General features: G+C 58.6%; 16 protein-coding genes. 13 read left to right on the top strand and 3 right to left on the bottom strand.

Features of this window, described 5'->3' with window-relative positions:
* Together ACODS3_RS05075 and ACODS3_RS05080 are read right to left on the bottom strand one after the other, a co-directional pair.
* Positions 1 to 313, bottom strand: a 313-nt coding sequence (locus ACODS3_RS05075) for a toxin VasX (protein WP_489033554.1), incomplete at its 3' end; no start/stop codon positions are given.
* 429 nt (positions 314 to 742) lie between these two features.
* Positions 743 to 829, bottom strand: a complete 87-nt coding sequence (locus tag ACODS3_RS05080; RefSeq protein ID WP_442963079.1) for a small membrane protein YohP — start codon at positions 827 to 829, stop codon at positions 743 to 745.
* Positions 830 to 1,034: 205 nt separating this feature from the next.
* Between ACODS3_RS05080 and ACODS3_RS05085 the strand changes: the two genes are divergently transcribed.
* Entirely contained in the window at positions 1,035 to 1,568 is a 534-nt protein-coding gene (locus tag ACODS3_RS05085; protein WP_374005033.1) for a ferritin-like domain-containing protein, read from the top strand.
* An 86-nt stretch (positions 1,569 to 1,654) separates the two neighbouring features.
* Here the strand turns inward: ACODS3_RS05085 and ACODS3_RS05090 are convergent, their stop codons facing one another.
* Positions 1,655 to 3,721, bottom strand: coding sequence for an AsmA family protein (locus ACODS3_RS05090; protein WP_201018815.1), 2,067 nt, complete (start codon positions 3,719 to 3,721; stop codon positions 1,655 to 1,657).
* 225 nt (positions 3,722 to 3,946) lie between these two features.
* Between ACODS3_RS05090 and ACODS3_RS05095 the strand changes: the two genes are divergently transcribed.
* The 12 genes from ACODS3_RS05095 to ACODS3_RS05150 all read left to right on the top strand — a co-directional run bounded on the left by ACODS3_RS05095 (position 3,947) and on the right by ACODS3_RS05150 (position 14,759).
* A complete protein-coding gene (locus ACODS3_RS05095; protein WP_201018816.1) occupies positions 3,947 to 4,579 on the top strand; it encodes a TetR family transcriptional regulator in 633 nt (210 codons plus the stop codon).
* Positions 4,580 to 4,760: 181 nt separating this feature from the next.
* The gene (ureE, locus tag ACODS3_RS05100; protein WP_201005086.1) at positions 4,761 to 5,261 is read left to right on the top strand and encodes an urease accessory protein UreE; all 501 of its coding nucleotides are present in this window, start codon (positions 4,761 to 4,763) and stop codon (positions 5,259 to 5,261) included.
* Entirely contained in the window at positions 5,258 to 5,932 is a 675-nt protein-coding gene (locus tag ACODS3_RS05105) for an urease accessory protein UreF (RefSeq protein WP_201018817.1), read from the top strand. The genes ureE and ACODS3_RS05105 overlap by 4 nt, the downstream gene beginning before the upstream one ends.
* Before the next feature lie 17 nt (positions 5,933 to 5,949).
* Positions 5,950 to 6,567 carry an urease accessory protein UreG gene (ureG, locus tag ACODS3_RS05110; RefSeq protein ID WP_201018818.1) on the top strand — a complete coding sequence of 206 codons (618 nt, stop codon included), beginning with the start codon at positions 5,950 to 5,952 and terminating at the stop codon, positions 6,565 to 6,567.
* A 26-nt stretch (positions 6,568 to 6,593) separates the two neighbouring features.
* Complete coding sequence (locus tag ACODS3_RS05115; protein ID WP_201018819.1) at positions 6,594 to 7,166, top strand: HupE/UreJ family protein; 573 nt, start codon at positions 6,594 to 6,596, stop codon at positions 7,164 to 7,166.
* A 109-nt stretch (positions 7,167 to 7,275) separates the two neighbouring features.
* On the top strand, positions 7,276 to 9,564 hold the full coding sequence (gene pqqF, locus ACODS3_RS05120) for a pyrroloquinoline quinone biosynthesis protein PqqF (RefSeq protein WP_489033558.1): 2,289 nt from the start codon (positions 7,276 to 7,278) through the stop codon (positions 9,562 to 9,564).
* Positions 9,565 to 9,704: 140 nt separating this feature from the next.
* Positions 9,705 to 9,776, top strand: a complete 72-nt coding sequence (pqqA, locus tag ACODS3_RS05125; protein ID WP_008365141.1) for a pyrroloquinoline quinone precursor peptide PqqA — start codon at positions 9,705 to 9,707, stop codon at positions 9,774 to 9,776.
* Between the two features lie 96 nt (positions 9,777 to 9,872).
* Positions 9,873 to 10,784 carry a pyrroloquinoline quinone biosynthesis protein PqqB gene (gene pqqB / locus ACODS3_RS05130; protein ID WP_201018821.1) on the top strand — a complete coding sequence of 304 codons (912 nt, stop codon included), beginning with the start codon at positions 9,873 to 9,875 and terminating at the stop codon, positions 10,782 to 10,784.
* A gap of 8 nt (positions 10,785 to 10,792) precedes the next feature.
* On the top strand, positions 10,793 to 11,545 hold the full coding sequence (gene pqqC / locus ACODS3_RS05135; protein WP_201018822.1) for a pyrroloquinoline-quinone synthase PqqC: 753 nt from the start codon (positions 10,793 to 10,795) through the stop codon (positions 11,543 to 11,545).
* Positions 11,542 to 11,817: a pyrroloquinoline quinone biosynthesis peptide chaperone PqqD gene (gene pqqD, locus ACODS3_RS05140; RefSeq protein WP_201018823.1), complete on the top strand. Its 276-nt coding sequence runs from the start codon at positions 11,542 to 11,544 to the stop codon at positions 11,815 to 11,817. The genes pqqC and pqqD overlap by 4 nt, the downstream gene beginning before the upstream one ends.
* Positions 11,810 to 12,967, top strand: a complete 1,158-nt coding sequence (gene pqqE / locus ACODS3_RS05145) for a pyrroloquinoline quinone biosynthesis protein PqqE (RefSeq protein WP_489033561.1) — start codon at positions 11,810 to 11,812, stop codon at positions 12,965 to 12,967. The genes pqqD and pqqE overlap by 8 nt, the downstream gene beginning before the upstream one ends.
* Positions 12,933 to 14,759 carry a S9 family peptidase gene (locus tag ACODS3_RS05150; RefSeq protein WP_489033563.1) on the top strand — a complete coding sequence of 609 codons (1,827 nt, stop codon included), beginning with the start codon at positions 12,933 to 12,935 and terminating at the stop codon, positions 14,757 to 14,759. Before pqqE ends, ACODS3_RS05150 begins: the two co-directional genes overlap by 35 nt.
* Positions 14,760 to 14,844 lie beyond the last annotated feature (85 nt).

Here is a 14,844-nt window from a genome sequence, read left to right on the forward strand (position 1 = left end):
GCAAGTCGGTCATGACGGTTTGCAGGTACAGCAGGGTTTTCGGGTTGGCTGTGTCAATGAACAGCCTGAGCGAGAGCTGACGCAAGGTGTAGCTGCGGGTCTTGAGTCGTGGCAGTGGGCTCCACTGGCCACGGGCGGGCAAGGGCTTGAGCTGTGCGGGTTCGACATCGTAGCGCGAACGGTCCAGGGCATAGCGCACCGGGACAATGGCGATATCCGCCGTCTTGAGCGAACAGGCACAGGTGGCAGAAGACGGAGACTTGTCGAAGCGCGCCCCACGCCGTTCTTGCAGGGTGCCGTGTTTCTTAGTCATGGGACGCACCGTTGCGTGCGTCTTCAGCGGATACCTGGAGGTGAAGAGTGATGAGGCGGCTGGCCTGGTAAACGAGCATGAACATCCCTTGTTCCCTGATGGTTGCCGAGCGACTTCGCTCGGACGTGGGAACGGTCTGTATCAAGAGTCATGCCTGTTAATTTTTCTACATATAAATCAATAGCTTAAATTTAAAATCTTTAAAAACTGGTTATTTTTCATACAAAATTCCCGAAAAAGTGCGCAACCCCATGCGCACCTGCGCAATATCTTGCGCAGCTGGTCGAAAAGCCCTGTTCATAAGGCTTGGAGGGGGTTTCAGGGGTGTTTTATCAAGGATGGGGGGCGCAGATATTTGCGCATCAAGGCTTAATGCCTGCGTTCATCAAAAAGCTCGATGCCTGGAGCATCGAGCTTTTTGAGCGTGCGTTAGAAAACCAGCTTGAACAGCGCAATGACCACGATCAAACCAATCAGGAAAATGATGCCGACGGTGCCACCCAAAAACTTGAGCATTTGGTATCTCCATAAATGAATGCCTCAAATTAGGGACCTCGGTGTTCGGCAGTCGTTTCTTATATTTTTTACATATCAGGCCAACGGCGGGTTATCCAAAATCCGATAAAACTTTCTCCGCATTCATTACTCACACCTATTGATGATCTCGCCGAGCCCTTCACCAAGAGCGGGACGCATACCTGATGAACCATGGAGATAAATCATGATTTCTGCACCCCAGCTATCCGATGTCAGCAGCCTGCGTGAACGTGCCCGCCACAACGTTGAGAACGGTGCCGTCACCGAAGGGTATAGCGCGGACCGGGAAACCATCCTGCGTTTGCTCAATGAGTCGCTAGCGACCGAGCTGGTCTGCGTACTGCGCTACAAACGTCACTACTTCATGGCGAACGGGCTGAAGGCGAGCCTGGCGGCAGACGAGTTTCTGGAGCATGCGCAGCAGGAAGCCGAGCACGCCGACAAACTGGCTGAGCGTATTGTGCAGCTGGGCGGCGAGCCGGAGTTCAACCCGGACACCCTGTCGAAGAACTCTCATGCCCAATACGTTGCAGGCAAGACCCTCAAGGAAATGGTCTATGAGGATCTGGTTGCCGAGCGCATTGCCATCGACAGCTACCGTGAAATCATTCAATACATCGGCGAATCGGACCCGACTACCCGTCGCATCTTCGAAGACATCCTGGCCCAGGAAGAAGAGCATGCGGATGACATGGCCGATATCCTGAACGACCTGTAAATCTTCAAAACACCGTCGCGAGCAAGCTCCCTCCCACGATCTGTGGGAGGGAGCTTGCTCGCGACAGGTCAGGTGAAGTATCAGTTTCACTTCACGGTCTTGGGTGCCTTGCCCGCCCTCATCTGCTCCAGCAATGGCCCGCACTGATTCGGTGTGCTGTCGCCAGTGGCGACCAGTGCCAGCAGCCCCGCCGCAGGACCGACCGTAGCGCCCAGCAACACCATGCCCGCTCCGCGCAACAGCAATGGGCCTGATTGCACGCCGGCATTGGGGCTGGCGAACGGGCCATTCACATAGAGTGGCGAACGCAGCGAGAACACCCTGAAGCCCTTGGACTCGGGGTTGATCTTCAGGTCCAGTTGTTCGGTCTTGAAGTTTGCGGTGCCGTCGATGTAGATGATTGCGTTCTCGGTATCGAACACGAACAGGCGGCTGGTGGCCAGACCGTCCTTGATGCCGAAGTCTGACGCGGCGCAGTTGATCTTCACGTCCTTGTCGCCGAACAGTTTGCCGACCACGTAGTTACCTACATTGAGCCCCGCGATTTCCATCAGGCCCTGGCTGATGGCTCCGTCGTTGACCAACATCTTCAAGTCGCCATTGGCCGTGCCCAACAGAGCCGCAACCGAGTTGCCACGGCCGCTGATATCGGCATCACCATTGAGCTCGCCGAAGCTGGTTTTCATGGGCTCGAAAGTCGGAAACAACTGCTTGAGCTTGAAGTTACGCGCCGACAGCCTGGCCCGGCCCTGCAACGGCTGGGTGCGGCCATCAAGACGGATTTCGGCATCCAGCTTGCCACCCGCCACACCAAAGCGCAGCGGCTGAAGGCTCAACTGGCCGTCATTGAGTAACAGATGCGTATACAGGTCTGTAAAGGGCAAGTCCGGGCTCTGTACGATGCGCTTGCCGGTGAACTCCACATCGGCATCCATCGCCCGCCAGCGGTCGGTCTGAAACTCTTCCACGGGCAGGACCTTGCCCTTGGGCTGTTTGCTCTCGCCACCGCGTTTTTTCTGCGCGGCATTGGAGTCAGCGCCAATCAGAGGCGCAAGGTCGCTGAACAGCAACTGGTTGGAAACCAATACCCCACTGAGCCTGGGCCGTGGCTGACTGGCCACAAAACTCAGGTCGCCATGAATATCGCTGCTGCCGATCTTGCCGTTGAAGCCTTCGTAGCGGAAATTCGCTCCGGCAGCATCGTGCAGTTTGGCGATCAAACGGCCATCCGTGGAATAGGGTGGAGAGTCCGGCAAGGCAACACCGGTCAATGGATAGAGGTGGCTCAGGCTTGTGCCGGACAGTTTCAGACGCAGGTCAAGCGCGCCAAGATTCTGCGGATCGGTCAGGGTTCCGGCAATGGCAATCTGCGTATCGCCGATCTTCAGATCGGCCTGCACCGGGAAAGGTTGCGTGGCGTCCTTCAAGGCCAGCAAACCACCCACCTTGCCTGCACCATTTACCTTCTGCTCGTGATACTGCCCTTTGACCGACAGACCAAAGGCATAGTCCTGCGGGACAGCGCCCTTCTCCTGAGCCTTCTTCACCTCTTTGCTGCCGACGATGTCACCGAAAGGGATCGGCTTGCCCAGCATGTCGATCACCAGATCCAGCTGGGTCTTCAAGGTCTGGTCATTGAAGCTGACCAGCCCTTTGTCGAACTTGATCGCGCCGATATCCAGTACCCAGCTGGAGGGCTCAGCATCGGGGTCGGACTTGGGCAGATCGAATACCCAGTTGGCGCGACCATCGGCCAGACGCTCAAGCTTCGCTTCGGGACCGGTCAGGTCGATACGCGGAATCACAACCTCCTGCACCAGCAAAGGCAGCAGGGCAAGACGAAACTCGACTTGCTTGAGCGTGACCATGTGCGGGGTTTTCGACCACTCGGGGTTGCCCAGGCTCAAGTCCTGAGCCACGAAATGCGGCCATGGCACCCAGGCGCGCCAGCCACCGGACTCCGGCTCTCGCTGCCAGAGGACAGCAAGGTTCCCGTTGATTGCGAACGGTCGATGCAGCGCTTCGCTGACTTTTTCGTTGAGTGTTGGCTTGATGCGGTTCCAATCGAAGGTGGCGATCACAATGACCAGTACGGCAAGCACCAATAACAACGTGGCACCTGTCCAGGCGAAAATCTTGCGGCTGCGCGTCATTGCACGACACTCCAAAAACCAGCGCCCCGGCCATGGTGCGCTGAATACGACATGTTCCTTCGACTGACAAAAGTGCCGAGGGTTTGCTCTGATAGGTAAATAGCCCAACAGGTTCCATCAAAGAAAAAGGTAGCTGCCTCGTGCTGTCCCATCAAAAGCCTTTCGACGCATGCAAAGCTCATTTGCTAGAGTGCAGCACAGTCTAACCGCAGAAATGTTTACCTCATGCTGCCCCGCGCCGAACAGAAACAACTGACCCGAAGAGCCTTGCTGGACGCCGCACACCAGTTGATGGAAAGCGGGCGCGGTTTCGCCAGTCTGAGCCTGCGGGAAGTCGCGCGCACGGCAGGCATCGTGCCGACCGGTTTCTATCGTCATTTCGAAGACATGGACCAGTTGGGGTTGGCGCTGGTCAGTGAAGTGGGCCAGACCTTTCGTGAAACCATTCGCCTGGTGCGCCATAACGAACTGGTCATGGGCGGTCTGATTCATGCGTCGGTGCAGATCTTTCTCGATCAGGTGGCGGCCAACCGCTCACAGTTCCTGTTTCTGGCCCGCGAGCAATATGGCGGCTCCCTCAAGGTGCGTCAGGCTCTGGGTGCCTTGCGCGAAGGCATCAGCGCCGACCTGACGACCGATCTGGCAAAAATGCCCAAGTGGAAGCACCTCGATGTCAAAGCTCTATCGGTGATCGCCGACCTGGTTGTCAAAAGCGTATTCGCCATGCTGCCAGAGCTGATCGACCCGCCTTCGGCCACGCTCGCGGCCCATCTCACGCCCCAGGCCAAGATTACCCAGCAACTGCGATTCATCTTCATGGGCGCCAAGCACTGGAAAGGCCTTGGCAGCCATGACTGATATTTCCGTCAGAAAAATCGCACCAGCGTGATACACAAACAAACCGCTGCACCATAATCGCGCACTTAATTGACGCTTTTCTGGTCAGCCCTCCAATAGCTCCCGTCTTTTTTCTATTTCTGCACTGTTGGCAAGCCCCTTGCTCTGATTTGAAGCATCGCAATTAGCTGGAAGCTTTCTGATGCTGGTGATTCATAAACGAATCGAGCCCCAACCCGAATGGGCCGCAGAACTGCATTTGAATTTCGAGGCACGTAGCAAAAGTCGCCTGCGCTGCTTCAGTGCCGAGAACGAAGACGTAGGATTATTCTTGCAACGCGGACAGCCGCCTCTTCATGACGGCGAATTCCTGCAAGCCGAAGATGGTCGCATCGTGCGTGTCTGCGCACGCCCGGAGCAGTTGTTGCACGTCACCTGCAACAGCACCTTTGAACTGACCCGCGCGGCCTATCACCTGGGCAACCGCCACGTTGCTCTGCAAGTGGGCGACGGCTGGCTGCGCCTGCTCGACGACTACGTGCTCAAGGCCATGCTCGACCAGCTCGGAGCAACGACAGAAACCATCGAGGCGCCCTTCCAGCCGGAGCACGGAGCTTATGGAGGCGGTCATCACCATTCACGCGCCGGTGAAGAAGACTTCAATTACGCGCCGCGCCTGCACCAGTTCGGCGTGCGCAAGTGAACCGCGCCTGGGCGCTTTTGCGTCTGGCCAGCCCTCAGCTTCCGATTGGCGGCTACAGCTATTCGCAAGGGCTGGAAATGGCCGTGGAGCAATCCATCGTGGTCGATCCGCAAACCGCTGCCCGCTGGATCGGCGATCAGTTGCTGTTCAACCTCGCCCGCTTCGAGGCTCCCTTGATGCTCGCCCACTGTACGGCGGCCGCCGAGGAAGATTGGGGCCAGTTGCTGCAACTGAGCGAACAGCATCGCGCCAGCCGGGAAACCCGTGAGCTGCATCTGGAAAGCCGTCAGATGGGCTACTCCCTGCAACAGTTGCTCAACGGGCTGCCGGAGCTGGATCGCCCTGCCCGCCGTTTTCTGGAACAGACCGGCGAACCGCATCTGGCCCTCGGCTGGGCGCTCGCGGCACGGGCCTGGCAGATCAACCCACAGGACGCGCTGGCAGCCTGGCTGTGGAGCTGGCTGGAAAACCAGCTGGCGGTACTGATGAAAACCTTGCCACTGGGCCAGCAAGCCGCACAACGCCTGACCAGTGAACTGCTGCCCTTGTTGCAGCAGGCCCAACAAAACGCCACGGCTCAAGACATCCAGCACATCGGCAGCGCCGCCTTCGGCCTGTCACTGGCGAGCATGGCCCATGAACGTCAATACAGCCGGTTGTTCCGGTCCTAGCATCCATGGAGAACTCAATGAACAGCCAACCTCTGCGTGTCGGTATCGGTGGCCCGGTCGGTTCCGGCAAGACCGCACTGACTCTGGCTCTGTGCCTTGCCTTGCGTGAGCGCTACAACCTGGCAGTCGTGACCAACGACATCTATACCCGTGAAGATGCCGACTTTCTGGTGCGTAACGAAGCTCTGGCACCGGAACGCATCATTGGCGTGGAAACCGGCGGCTGCCCGCACACGGCGATTCGCGAAGACGCCTCCATCAACCTGGAAGCCGTTGACCAGCTCAACCGCCGCTTCGAGGGGCTGGACCTGATCATTGTCGAGTCCGGTGGCGACAACCTGTCGGCGACCTTCAGCCCGGAGCTGTCGGACCTGACGATTTATGTGATCGACGTTTCGGCTGGCGACAAGCTGCCGCGCAAGGGTGGCCCCGGCATCTGCAAATCCGACCTGCTGGTGATCAACAAGATCGACCTGGCACCACTGGTGGGTGCCTCGCTGGAAATGATGGATCGCGATACCAGGAAGATGCGTGGCGATAAGCCTTTCGTGTTCAGCAATCAGAAAACCGGCCAGGGTCTGGAAGAGATCATTGCCATTATCGAGCGCCAGGGTCTGCTGACGATCAACGCCTGAATTCAAACCTCCAAGGAAACCTGTCAATGAACTACAAAAAAGCCCTCGGTGCCCTCGCCTTGCTGCTAACCCCGACCCTCGCTCTGGCGCACCCAGGCCATGGCGATAACGGCCTGATCGCGGGCCTCGGCCATCCGGTTGGCGGTCTGGATCACCTGCTGGCCATGCTGGCGGTCGGTTTGTGGGCCGCGCAACAACAAGGCGCCGCCCGCTGGGCACTGCCTTGCACCTTCGTGGGCACCATGCTGATCGGTGGCCTGCTGGGCTTCGCTGGCCTGGAACTGCCTGCGCTGGAAAGCGGCATCTCGGCTTCAGTACTGGCGCTGGGCCTGGCCGTAGCGCTGGCTGTACGTCCGCCGCTGGCCCTGGCCGTTGTGGCCACGGCAGTGTTTGCGATGTTCCATGGCGTGGCCCATGGTCTTGAGCTGCCGGACATGTCCAGCCCATGGGCTTATGCGGCCGGTTTCGTGGTAGCAACGGCTGCATTGCATGCGGCTGGCTATGCAGTGGTGCGCGTACTGCCTCGGGCTGCTGCGCCGCTGGTAAGGATTGCAGGTGCGGCTTCGGCGGCAACCGGTGTCTGGTTGCTGGCAGGCTGACAGGGGTTCTGTGGGAGCGAATTCATTCGCGAAAGGACAATTCGCGAATAAATTCGCTCCTACATCAATGCACCGTTAGCATGACGACTTGTTTTCTGTGGAAACGGTCATGCCTGATATCCAGCGACTTGTGCTGCCCAATGGCTTGAACGTGGTGCTGTGTCATGCGCCACGGCTCAAGCGTTGTGCGGCGTCGCTTCGGGTTGCGGCCGGTAGCCATGATGTTCCCCAGGCGTGGCCTGGGCTGGCGCACTTTCTGGAGCATCTGTTTTTTCTGGGCACCGAGCGATTCGCTGCCGATCAGAACCTCATGGCATTCGTGCAGCGCCATGGCGGGCAGATCAATGCCAGCACTCGCGAACGCACCACTGACTTCTTCTTTGAACTGCCCCCAACAGCATTCGCCCAAGGTCTGGAACGTCTTTGCGATATGCTCGCTCACCCGCGTATGGCCATGCCCGATCAGTTGCGCGAGCGTGAGGTACTGCATGCCGAGTTCATCGCCTGGGTTCAGGATGCCAAGGCCCGTCAGCAGATCCACCTGCTGGAGCCCATCAACCCGCAGCACCCGCTGCGTGGTTTTCATGCAGGCAATCGTTACAGCCTTTCAGTGCCCAACCCGGCCTTTCAGCAGGCGCTTCAGGGGTTTTATCAGTGTTTCTATCAAGCCGGGCAGATGACCTTATGCCTGAGCGGCCCTCAATCGCTGGCTGAACTGACGGCACTGGCAACAGAGCACGGCGCAAGCTTTCGGGCAGGTCGCAAAGTCATGCAGCAAAAGCCGCCGCCCTTGATCGACAAACAACCTGATTGTCAGGCGCCAAGCGTGCATCTGCTGTTTGCCTGCGAAGGCTTACCCGAACATGCAGAAGAGGCTGTCGCATTTTTCTGCCACTGGCTGATGGCGCCACAAACTGGCGGGCTGGTTGCCGAGCTGGCCGGGCAAGGACTTATCGAGTCGCTCAAGGCTGCGCCTCTTTATCAGTTCGCGGGGCAATTGCTGCTCGATATCGACTGCACGGGAGCAGATCCTCATTCGTCCAGCACGATAGCCACGCTGTTTTTCGACTGGCTTGCCTTCTTCAAGGTCCACGGGCCTGCCTTGGCTGATGAATACCGCAACCTGCAACAACGGCGTCTGCAAACCTGTGGTGCGCTGGATCTGGCGCATCATTTCTGCCGCAATGCGCCCGGGCAAGACCTCCTGGCACTGAACGCCGTGCTCGATCAGTTAACGCCGGAAACCCTGCTCACTGCGCGACCTGTGGATAACCAGCCCTGTGGACAAGTCGAGTGGTGCCTGCCTTCAAGCAACCCTTTCCTGCTGCCCGTAAGCACTGGCAGCGGTGAAGCGGCATTTTTTCTGCGATGGCAATTGCAGACAGCTCAGCCCCAATTGTGGCGAATACTCAATGGCGGCCTGCAGAACCTGATCGAACAAGCCAGGCAAGCCGGTGTGGCACTGTCTTTCAGCGCTTACGGCAATTACTGGGAACTCAAACTGACCGGTATTCATGAACCGATGGCGGCCATCGTCGAGCACGCCCGGCAGTTATTGCAGCACCCGGCCCCACGCCATGTTCAGGCGACTAGTGAGCCCGCGCTGATTCCGATTCGTCAGCTACTCAAAGTGCTTCCCGATCATTTCCTGAATAAGGCTCGGGGGCAAATCAGCGATGATATTCAAGCGGTCTGGGCCAGTTCACGCTGGATCAGCTTTGCCAGCGGCCTGCCAGCACACAGCCAGTCGCTTTTAAATGCGGCCTTGCTGAATATGCCCGGCACCGCGGATGAGCCATTGCCTGACGCGCCGTCGGCCACACCCGGCAAGCGCTGGCAAACGCAATCATCTGGCTCATCGGAAGACGCGGTACTGGTGTTCTGCACCGCACCCGGCTTATCCACCGAAGATGACGCCGTGTGGCGCATGCTCGCACACTTGATACAGGCACCTTTCTATCAACGCCTGCGGGTCGAGCTGCAACTGGGTTATGCGGTCTTCAGCGGGCTACGCCAGATTGCGGGGCGCAGCGGACTGCTGTTCGGGGTTCAATCACCGACATGCAGCGCCGGGCAACTTGTTCAGCACATCGAGACATTCATCAATGCGCTGCCAAGCCTGATCCAGAACGCCGATATTCCAGCGCTGCGTCAGACTCTGGCCGAGCAGTTCGATATGACGGCAATGCCTCATGAACAAACAGCAGAGTTGCTCTGGCAGGCCCGCCTTGCCGGACGTGATGGCGACTGCCTTGAAGCCTTGCGGAAAACGCTGTTACATCTGGAAAAACACTCGTTACTCACTGCCGCCGATCAGTTGAAGGATGCCCGCGCAGGGTGGCTCATCCTGTCCAACCGCCCGGTTCCTGAGGCCTGGCCGGGTAACAGCACTTCATGACAGGCATCTTTCATGTAATTCCCGCCCTGCCAAATGGCTAAATTGAGTAAGATAGCTTCCTAAGCATCTGAACGTATGCACATGCGAACGCACTAAGATGTAGTCACCAACCGCTGCAATCATTCTGAAGGAGCTCTCCCATGTGGACCAAACCTGCTTACACTGATCTGCGTATCGGCTTTGAAGTCACCATGTACTTCGCAAGCCGTTGATAGTCATGCGGTGCAAAGCCTCGGTTCGCCGGGGCTTTTTTTATTGGCCGGGCCATTTTTATTTCAGCGTTTCAGGTCACGCGGTATGGAGCTGATATGTACATCCAGATTCTAGGTTCCGCTGCTGGCGGTGGTTTCCCCCAGTGGAACTGCAATTGCGTCAATTGCGCAGGTTTTCGTGATGGCAGCCTTAACGCCAAGGCGCGCACCCAATCTTCCATCGCGGTCTCCGACGATGGCGTCAACTGGGTCCTGTGCAACGCATCGCCGGACATTCGGGCACAACTTCAAGGTTTCGCGCCGATGCAACCGGGCCGGGCACTGCGCGATACCGGCATCAGCGCCATCGTGTTGATGGACAGCCAGATCGATCACACGACCGGCCTGCTCAGCCTGCGCGAAGGTTGTCCGCATCAGGTCTGGTGTACCGATATGGTCCATGAAGACCTGAGCACGGGCTTCCCGCTATTTGAAATGCTCAAGCACTGGAATGGCGGCCTGACCTGGAACCGTATCGAGTTGCAAGGCAGCTTCGTCATTCCGGCCTGCCCGAACCTGCGTTTCACGCCGTTCCCGCTGCGCAGCGCTGCACCGCCGTACTCGCCGCACCGCTTCGACCCGCATCCTGGCGACAACATCGGCCTGATCGTCGAAGACCTGAGGACCAGCGGCAAACTGTTCTACGCACCTGGTCTGGGCAAGGTCGATGAGTCGCTGCTGGAAAAGATGCACGCGGCCGATTGCCTGCTGGTAGACGGTACATTGTGGGACGACGATGAAATGCAGCGCCGCGGCGTCGGCACCCGTACCGGCCGGGAAATGGGCCATCTGGCCCAGAACGGTCCCGGCGGCATGCTGGAAGTACTTGAAGGTTTTCCCGACCAGCGCAAGGTGCTTATCCACATCAACAACACCAACCCAATCCTCGACGAAGACTCACCGGAACGCGCCGAACTGGTTCGCCGCAATGTCGAAGTAGCCTATGACGGCATGAGTATCGAACTTTAGGAGCCAAGATGAGCGAAGCTGCGCTGTCCCGTGCCGAATTTGAACAAGCCCTGCGCGCCAAAGGCGCCTACTACCATATTCATCACCCGTTCCACGTGGCGATGTATGAAGGCCGGGCGACTCGCGAACAGATTCAGGGCTGGGTCGCCAACCGCTTCTACTATCAGGTGAATATCCCGCTCAAGGATGCCGCGATTCTGGCCAACTGCCCGGACCGCGAGATCCGCCGCGAGTGGATTCAGCGCCTGCTCGACCACGACGGCGCGCCCGGTGAAGATGGCGGTATCGAAGCCTGGCTGCGTCTGGGCGAGGCCGTGGGGCTGGACCCGGACCAGTTGCGCTCGCAGGAGCTGGTGCTGCCGGGGGTTCGCTTCGCGGTGGATGCCTACGTGAACTTCGCCCGCCGCGCCAATTGGCAGGAAGCGGCCAGCAGTTCATTGACCGAACTTTTCGCGCCGCAGATTCACCAGTCGCGCCTGGACACCTGGCCGCAGCATTATCCGTGGATCGATCCGGCAGGCTATGAGTACTTTCGCACTCGCCTCGGTCAGGCACGTCGCGATGTGGAACATGGATTGGCGATTACACTTGAGTACTACACCACCCATGAAGGCCAGCAACGCATGCTGGAAATTCTACAGTTCAAACTCGACATATTGTGGAGCATGCTGGACGCCATGAGCATGGCGTACGAGTTGCACCGCCCGCCTTATCACAGCGTCACCAACAAGAACGTATGGCATAAGGGAATCAGCCTATGAGATTCGATCGAGAGTTAGTCCCCACCTGGCGTCAGGGTTATCGCTTCCAGTACGAAGAGGCGCAGAAGTGCCATGTACTGCTGTACCCCGAAGGCATGATCCAGTTGAATGAAAGTGCGGGCTTGATAGGCGCTTTGGTGGACGGGCAGCGCAATGTGGCGCAGATCATCGCATCGCTGCAGGAACGCTTCCCGAACATTCCAGAGCTGGGCACCGATGTCGAAGACTTCATGAGCGTCGCTCATAAAGAAAGTTGGATCGACCTTGGCTGAGACAGAACAGAGCGTGATCATTCCGCCAACGCCACCTGTCGGGCTACCGCTGTGGCTGCTGGCGGAGTTGACCTATCGCTGCCCGTTGCAATGCCCGTATTGCTCCAACCCGCTGGATTTTGCCAAACAAGGCCAGGAGTTGAGCACCGAGCAGTGGTTCACGGTGATGCAACAGGCACGACAGATGGGCGCGGCCCAGATCGGCTTTTCCGGCGGAGAGCCGCTGGTGCGCCAGGATCTGGCCGTGCTTATCGCCGAAGCCCGACGGTTGGGCTATTACACCAACCTGATTACCTCGGGGATCGGCCTCACCGAACAGAAAGTCATCGATTTCAAGAAAGCGGGCCTGGACCATATCCAGATCAGCTTCCAGGCCAGCGACGAGCAGGTGAACAACATGCTCGCCGGCTCGAAAAAGGCCTTCGCACAAAAACTGGAAATGGCCCGTGCGGTGAAAAAACACGGCTACCCCATGGTGCTGAACTTCGTCACCCACCGGCACAATATCGACCGGATCGACAAGATCATCGAGCTTTGCCTGGCGCTGGAAGCCGACTTCGTGGAGCTGGCGACCTGTCAGTTCTATGGCTGGGCGCACCTGAACCGCGTAGGCCTGCTGCCGACCAAGGATCAACTGGTTCGCGCAGAAGCCGTCACCAACCAGTACCGGGAAAAGCTGGCAGCCGAAAAACATCCGTGCAAGCTCATCTTCGTCACGCCTGACTACTACGAAGAACGCCCCAAGGCCTGCATGAACGGTTGGGGCAAGCTGTTCCTGACCGTGACCCCGGACGGCACCGCACTGCCCTGCCATGGCGCGCGTCAATTGCCGGTCCAGTTTCCCAACGTGCGCGACCACAGCATGCAACACATCTGGTACGACTCGTTCGGCTTCAATCGCTTTCGCGGTTACGAGTGGATGCCCGAGCCTTGCCGGTCCTGCGACGAGAAGGAAAAGGACTTCGGCGGCTGCCGTTGCCAGGCTTTCATACTGACGGGCGATGCAGCCAATGCCGATCCGGTATGCAGTAAATCCCCGCATCACAAGCTGATTACCCAGGCTCGCGACGAAGCTGAAACAGCGACAAAAACCATCGAGCAGTTGGCCTTTCGCAATGAACGAAACTCACGCCTCATCGCAAAATCCTGATCTGTTCAGCGCCTCCCAGGCCGTTGCTGCAGGTGTCGACTTCGCCGAACTGGCCGCAAGCGCGGCCGGCCTGTTCTGGAGCGAATTTCGCCCACAGGATGCGGCCAGTCGTATCTGGCACTGGTCCGAAGGCCATGCCCGCTGCCTGACGCCCGACGGTTTCAGCGTCCGCAGTCGGGTGTACGAATACGGTGGAGGGGCATTCTGTATTGCCGACGATGCCGTCGTATTCGTCAATGAACGCGACCAACAGCTCTACCGGCAAGCACTGGACGCCAGCGCGCCCTTGCAGTTGACCCATGGCGACAAACGCTATGGAGCGGTGCGTTTCGCTGCCGGACAGATTCTTGCGGTCGAGGAAGATCATGCGATCCATCGTCTGGTGGCGATTGATCTGGCTGACGGAAAGCGCCATCTGCTGGCCGAAGGTGCGGACTTCTACTCATCACCCACTCTCGGCCCGGACGGGCAGCGACTGGCCTGGATTGAATGGCAACGCCCACATCAGCCCTGGACCAGTACGATGTTGATGTGTGCCGAACGGTTGAGCGATGGCTCCTGGTCGGCGGCGCGCTGCGTGGCAGGCGATAGTCCTGAGCAGGAATCGCTGCAACAACCTCAGTTCGATGCCCTGGGGCGTTTGTGCTGTCTGACGGATCGTGATGGTTTCTGGCAACCATGGGGCGAAACGCCTTCAGGCTTTGCGCCTTTTCCGGCCGCTGCTGCCGACCACTCACCAGCCCCCTGGCAACTGGGCGGTTGTACCTGGCTGCCAGTAGACAGCGGCTACCTTGCCAGTTGGTCCCAAGACGGCTTTGGCGTACTGGGCCTGCGTCACCCGAACGGTTCGGTCGAAGACTTCAGCGGTAATTACACCCGGTTTCGCAGCCTGGCCATTGACGAGCAATTCATCTATTGCATCGCGGCATCGGCAATCAGCCCCTCAGCGATACTGGCCATTTCGCGCCAGGACCGCAGCATGAAGGTGCTGGCAGGCGGTATATCGCCATTGCCGCCCGAGCACATCAGCCTGCCGCAATCCTTGCGCTACGCCAGTGGCGGGGCCGAGGCGTATGGCTACTTCTATCCGGCCATGGACGACACCGAAAAGCCGCCACTGGTGGTATTTATCCATGGAGGCCCCACCTCGGCCTGTTACCCGGTGCTGGACCCTCGCATTCAATACTGGACTCAACGCGGTTTCGCCGTCGCCGACCTCAACTATCGGGGCAGCACAGGCTATGGCCGCGACTATCGACAAAGCCTGCATTTGAACTGGGGTGTCGCGGATGTGGAGGACGCCTGCGCAGTCGTTGCGCATCTGGCGCAGCGAGGCTTGATCGACAAGGATCGGGCATTCATTCGTGGAGGAAGTTCGGGCGGCTATACGACGCTCTGCGCGCTGGCCTTCCACAAGGTCTTCCGTGCCGGGGCGAGCCTTTATGGCGTAAGCGACCCTATCGCCTTGAGCAAAGCGACTCACAAGTTCGAGGGTGATTATCTGGACTGGCTGATTGGCGACCCGGTCGAAGATATCGGACGCTATCAGGCCAGAACCCCTGTTCTACATGCCCAGCGCATCAGTGTGCCGGTCATTTTCTTCCAGGGAGAACTGGATGCGGTCGTGGTCCCTGAACAGACCCGCTCCATGCTCAAGGCCCTGCGGGACAATGGCATCCCGGCCAAGGCGCATTTCTACCCCGACGAACGCCATGGCTTTCGCAAAGCCGAGAACCTGGCTGATGCGCTGGAGGCTGAATGGCGGTTCTATCGGGATGTACTCCGCGAATGAATCCATTGCTATGGGAGCGAATTCATTCGCGAAGGCTCGTAGACCTGAAGAGGATCTATCGCTTCAGATGACGCCTCGCGAATGA

Source organism: Pseudomonas sp. FG43, from assembly GCF_057809175.1.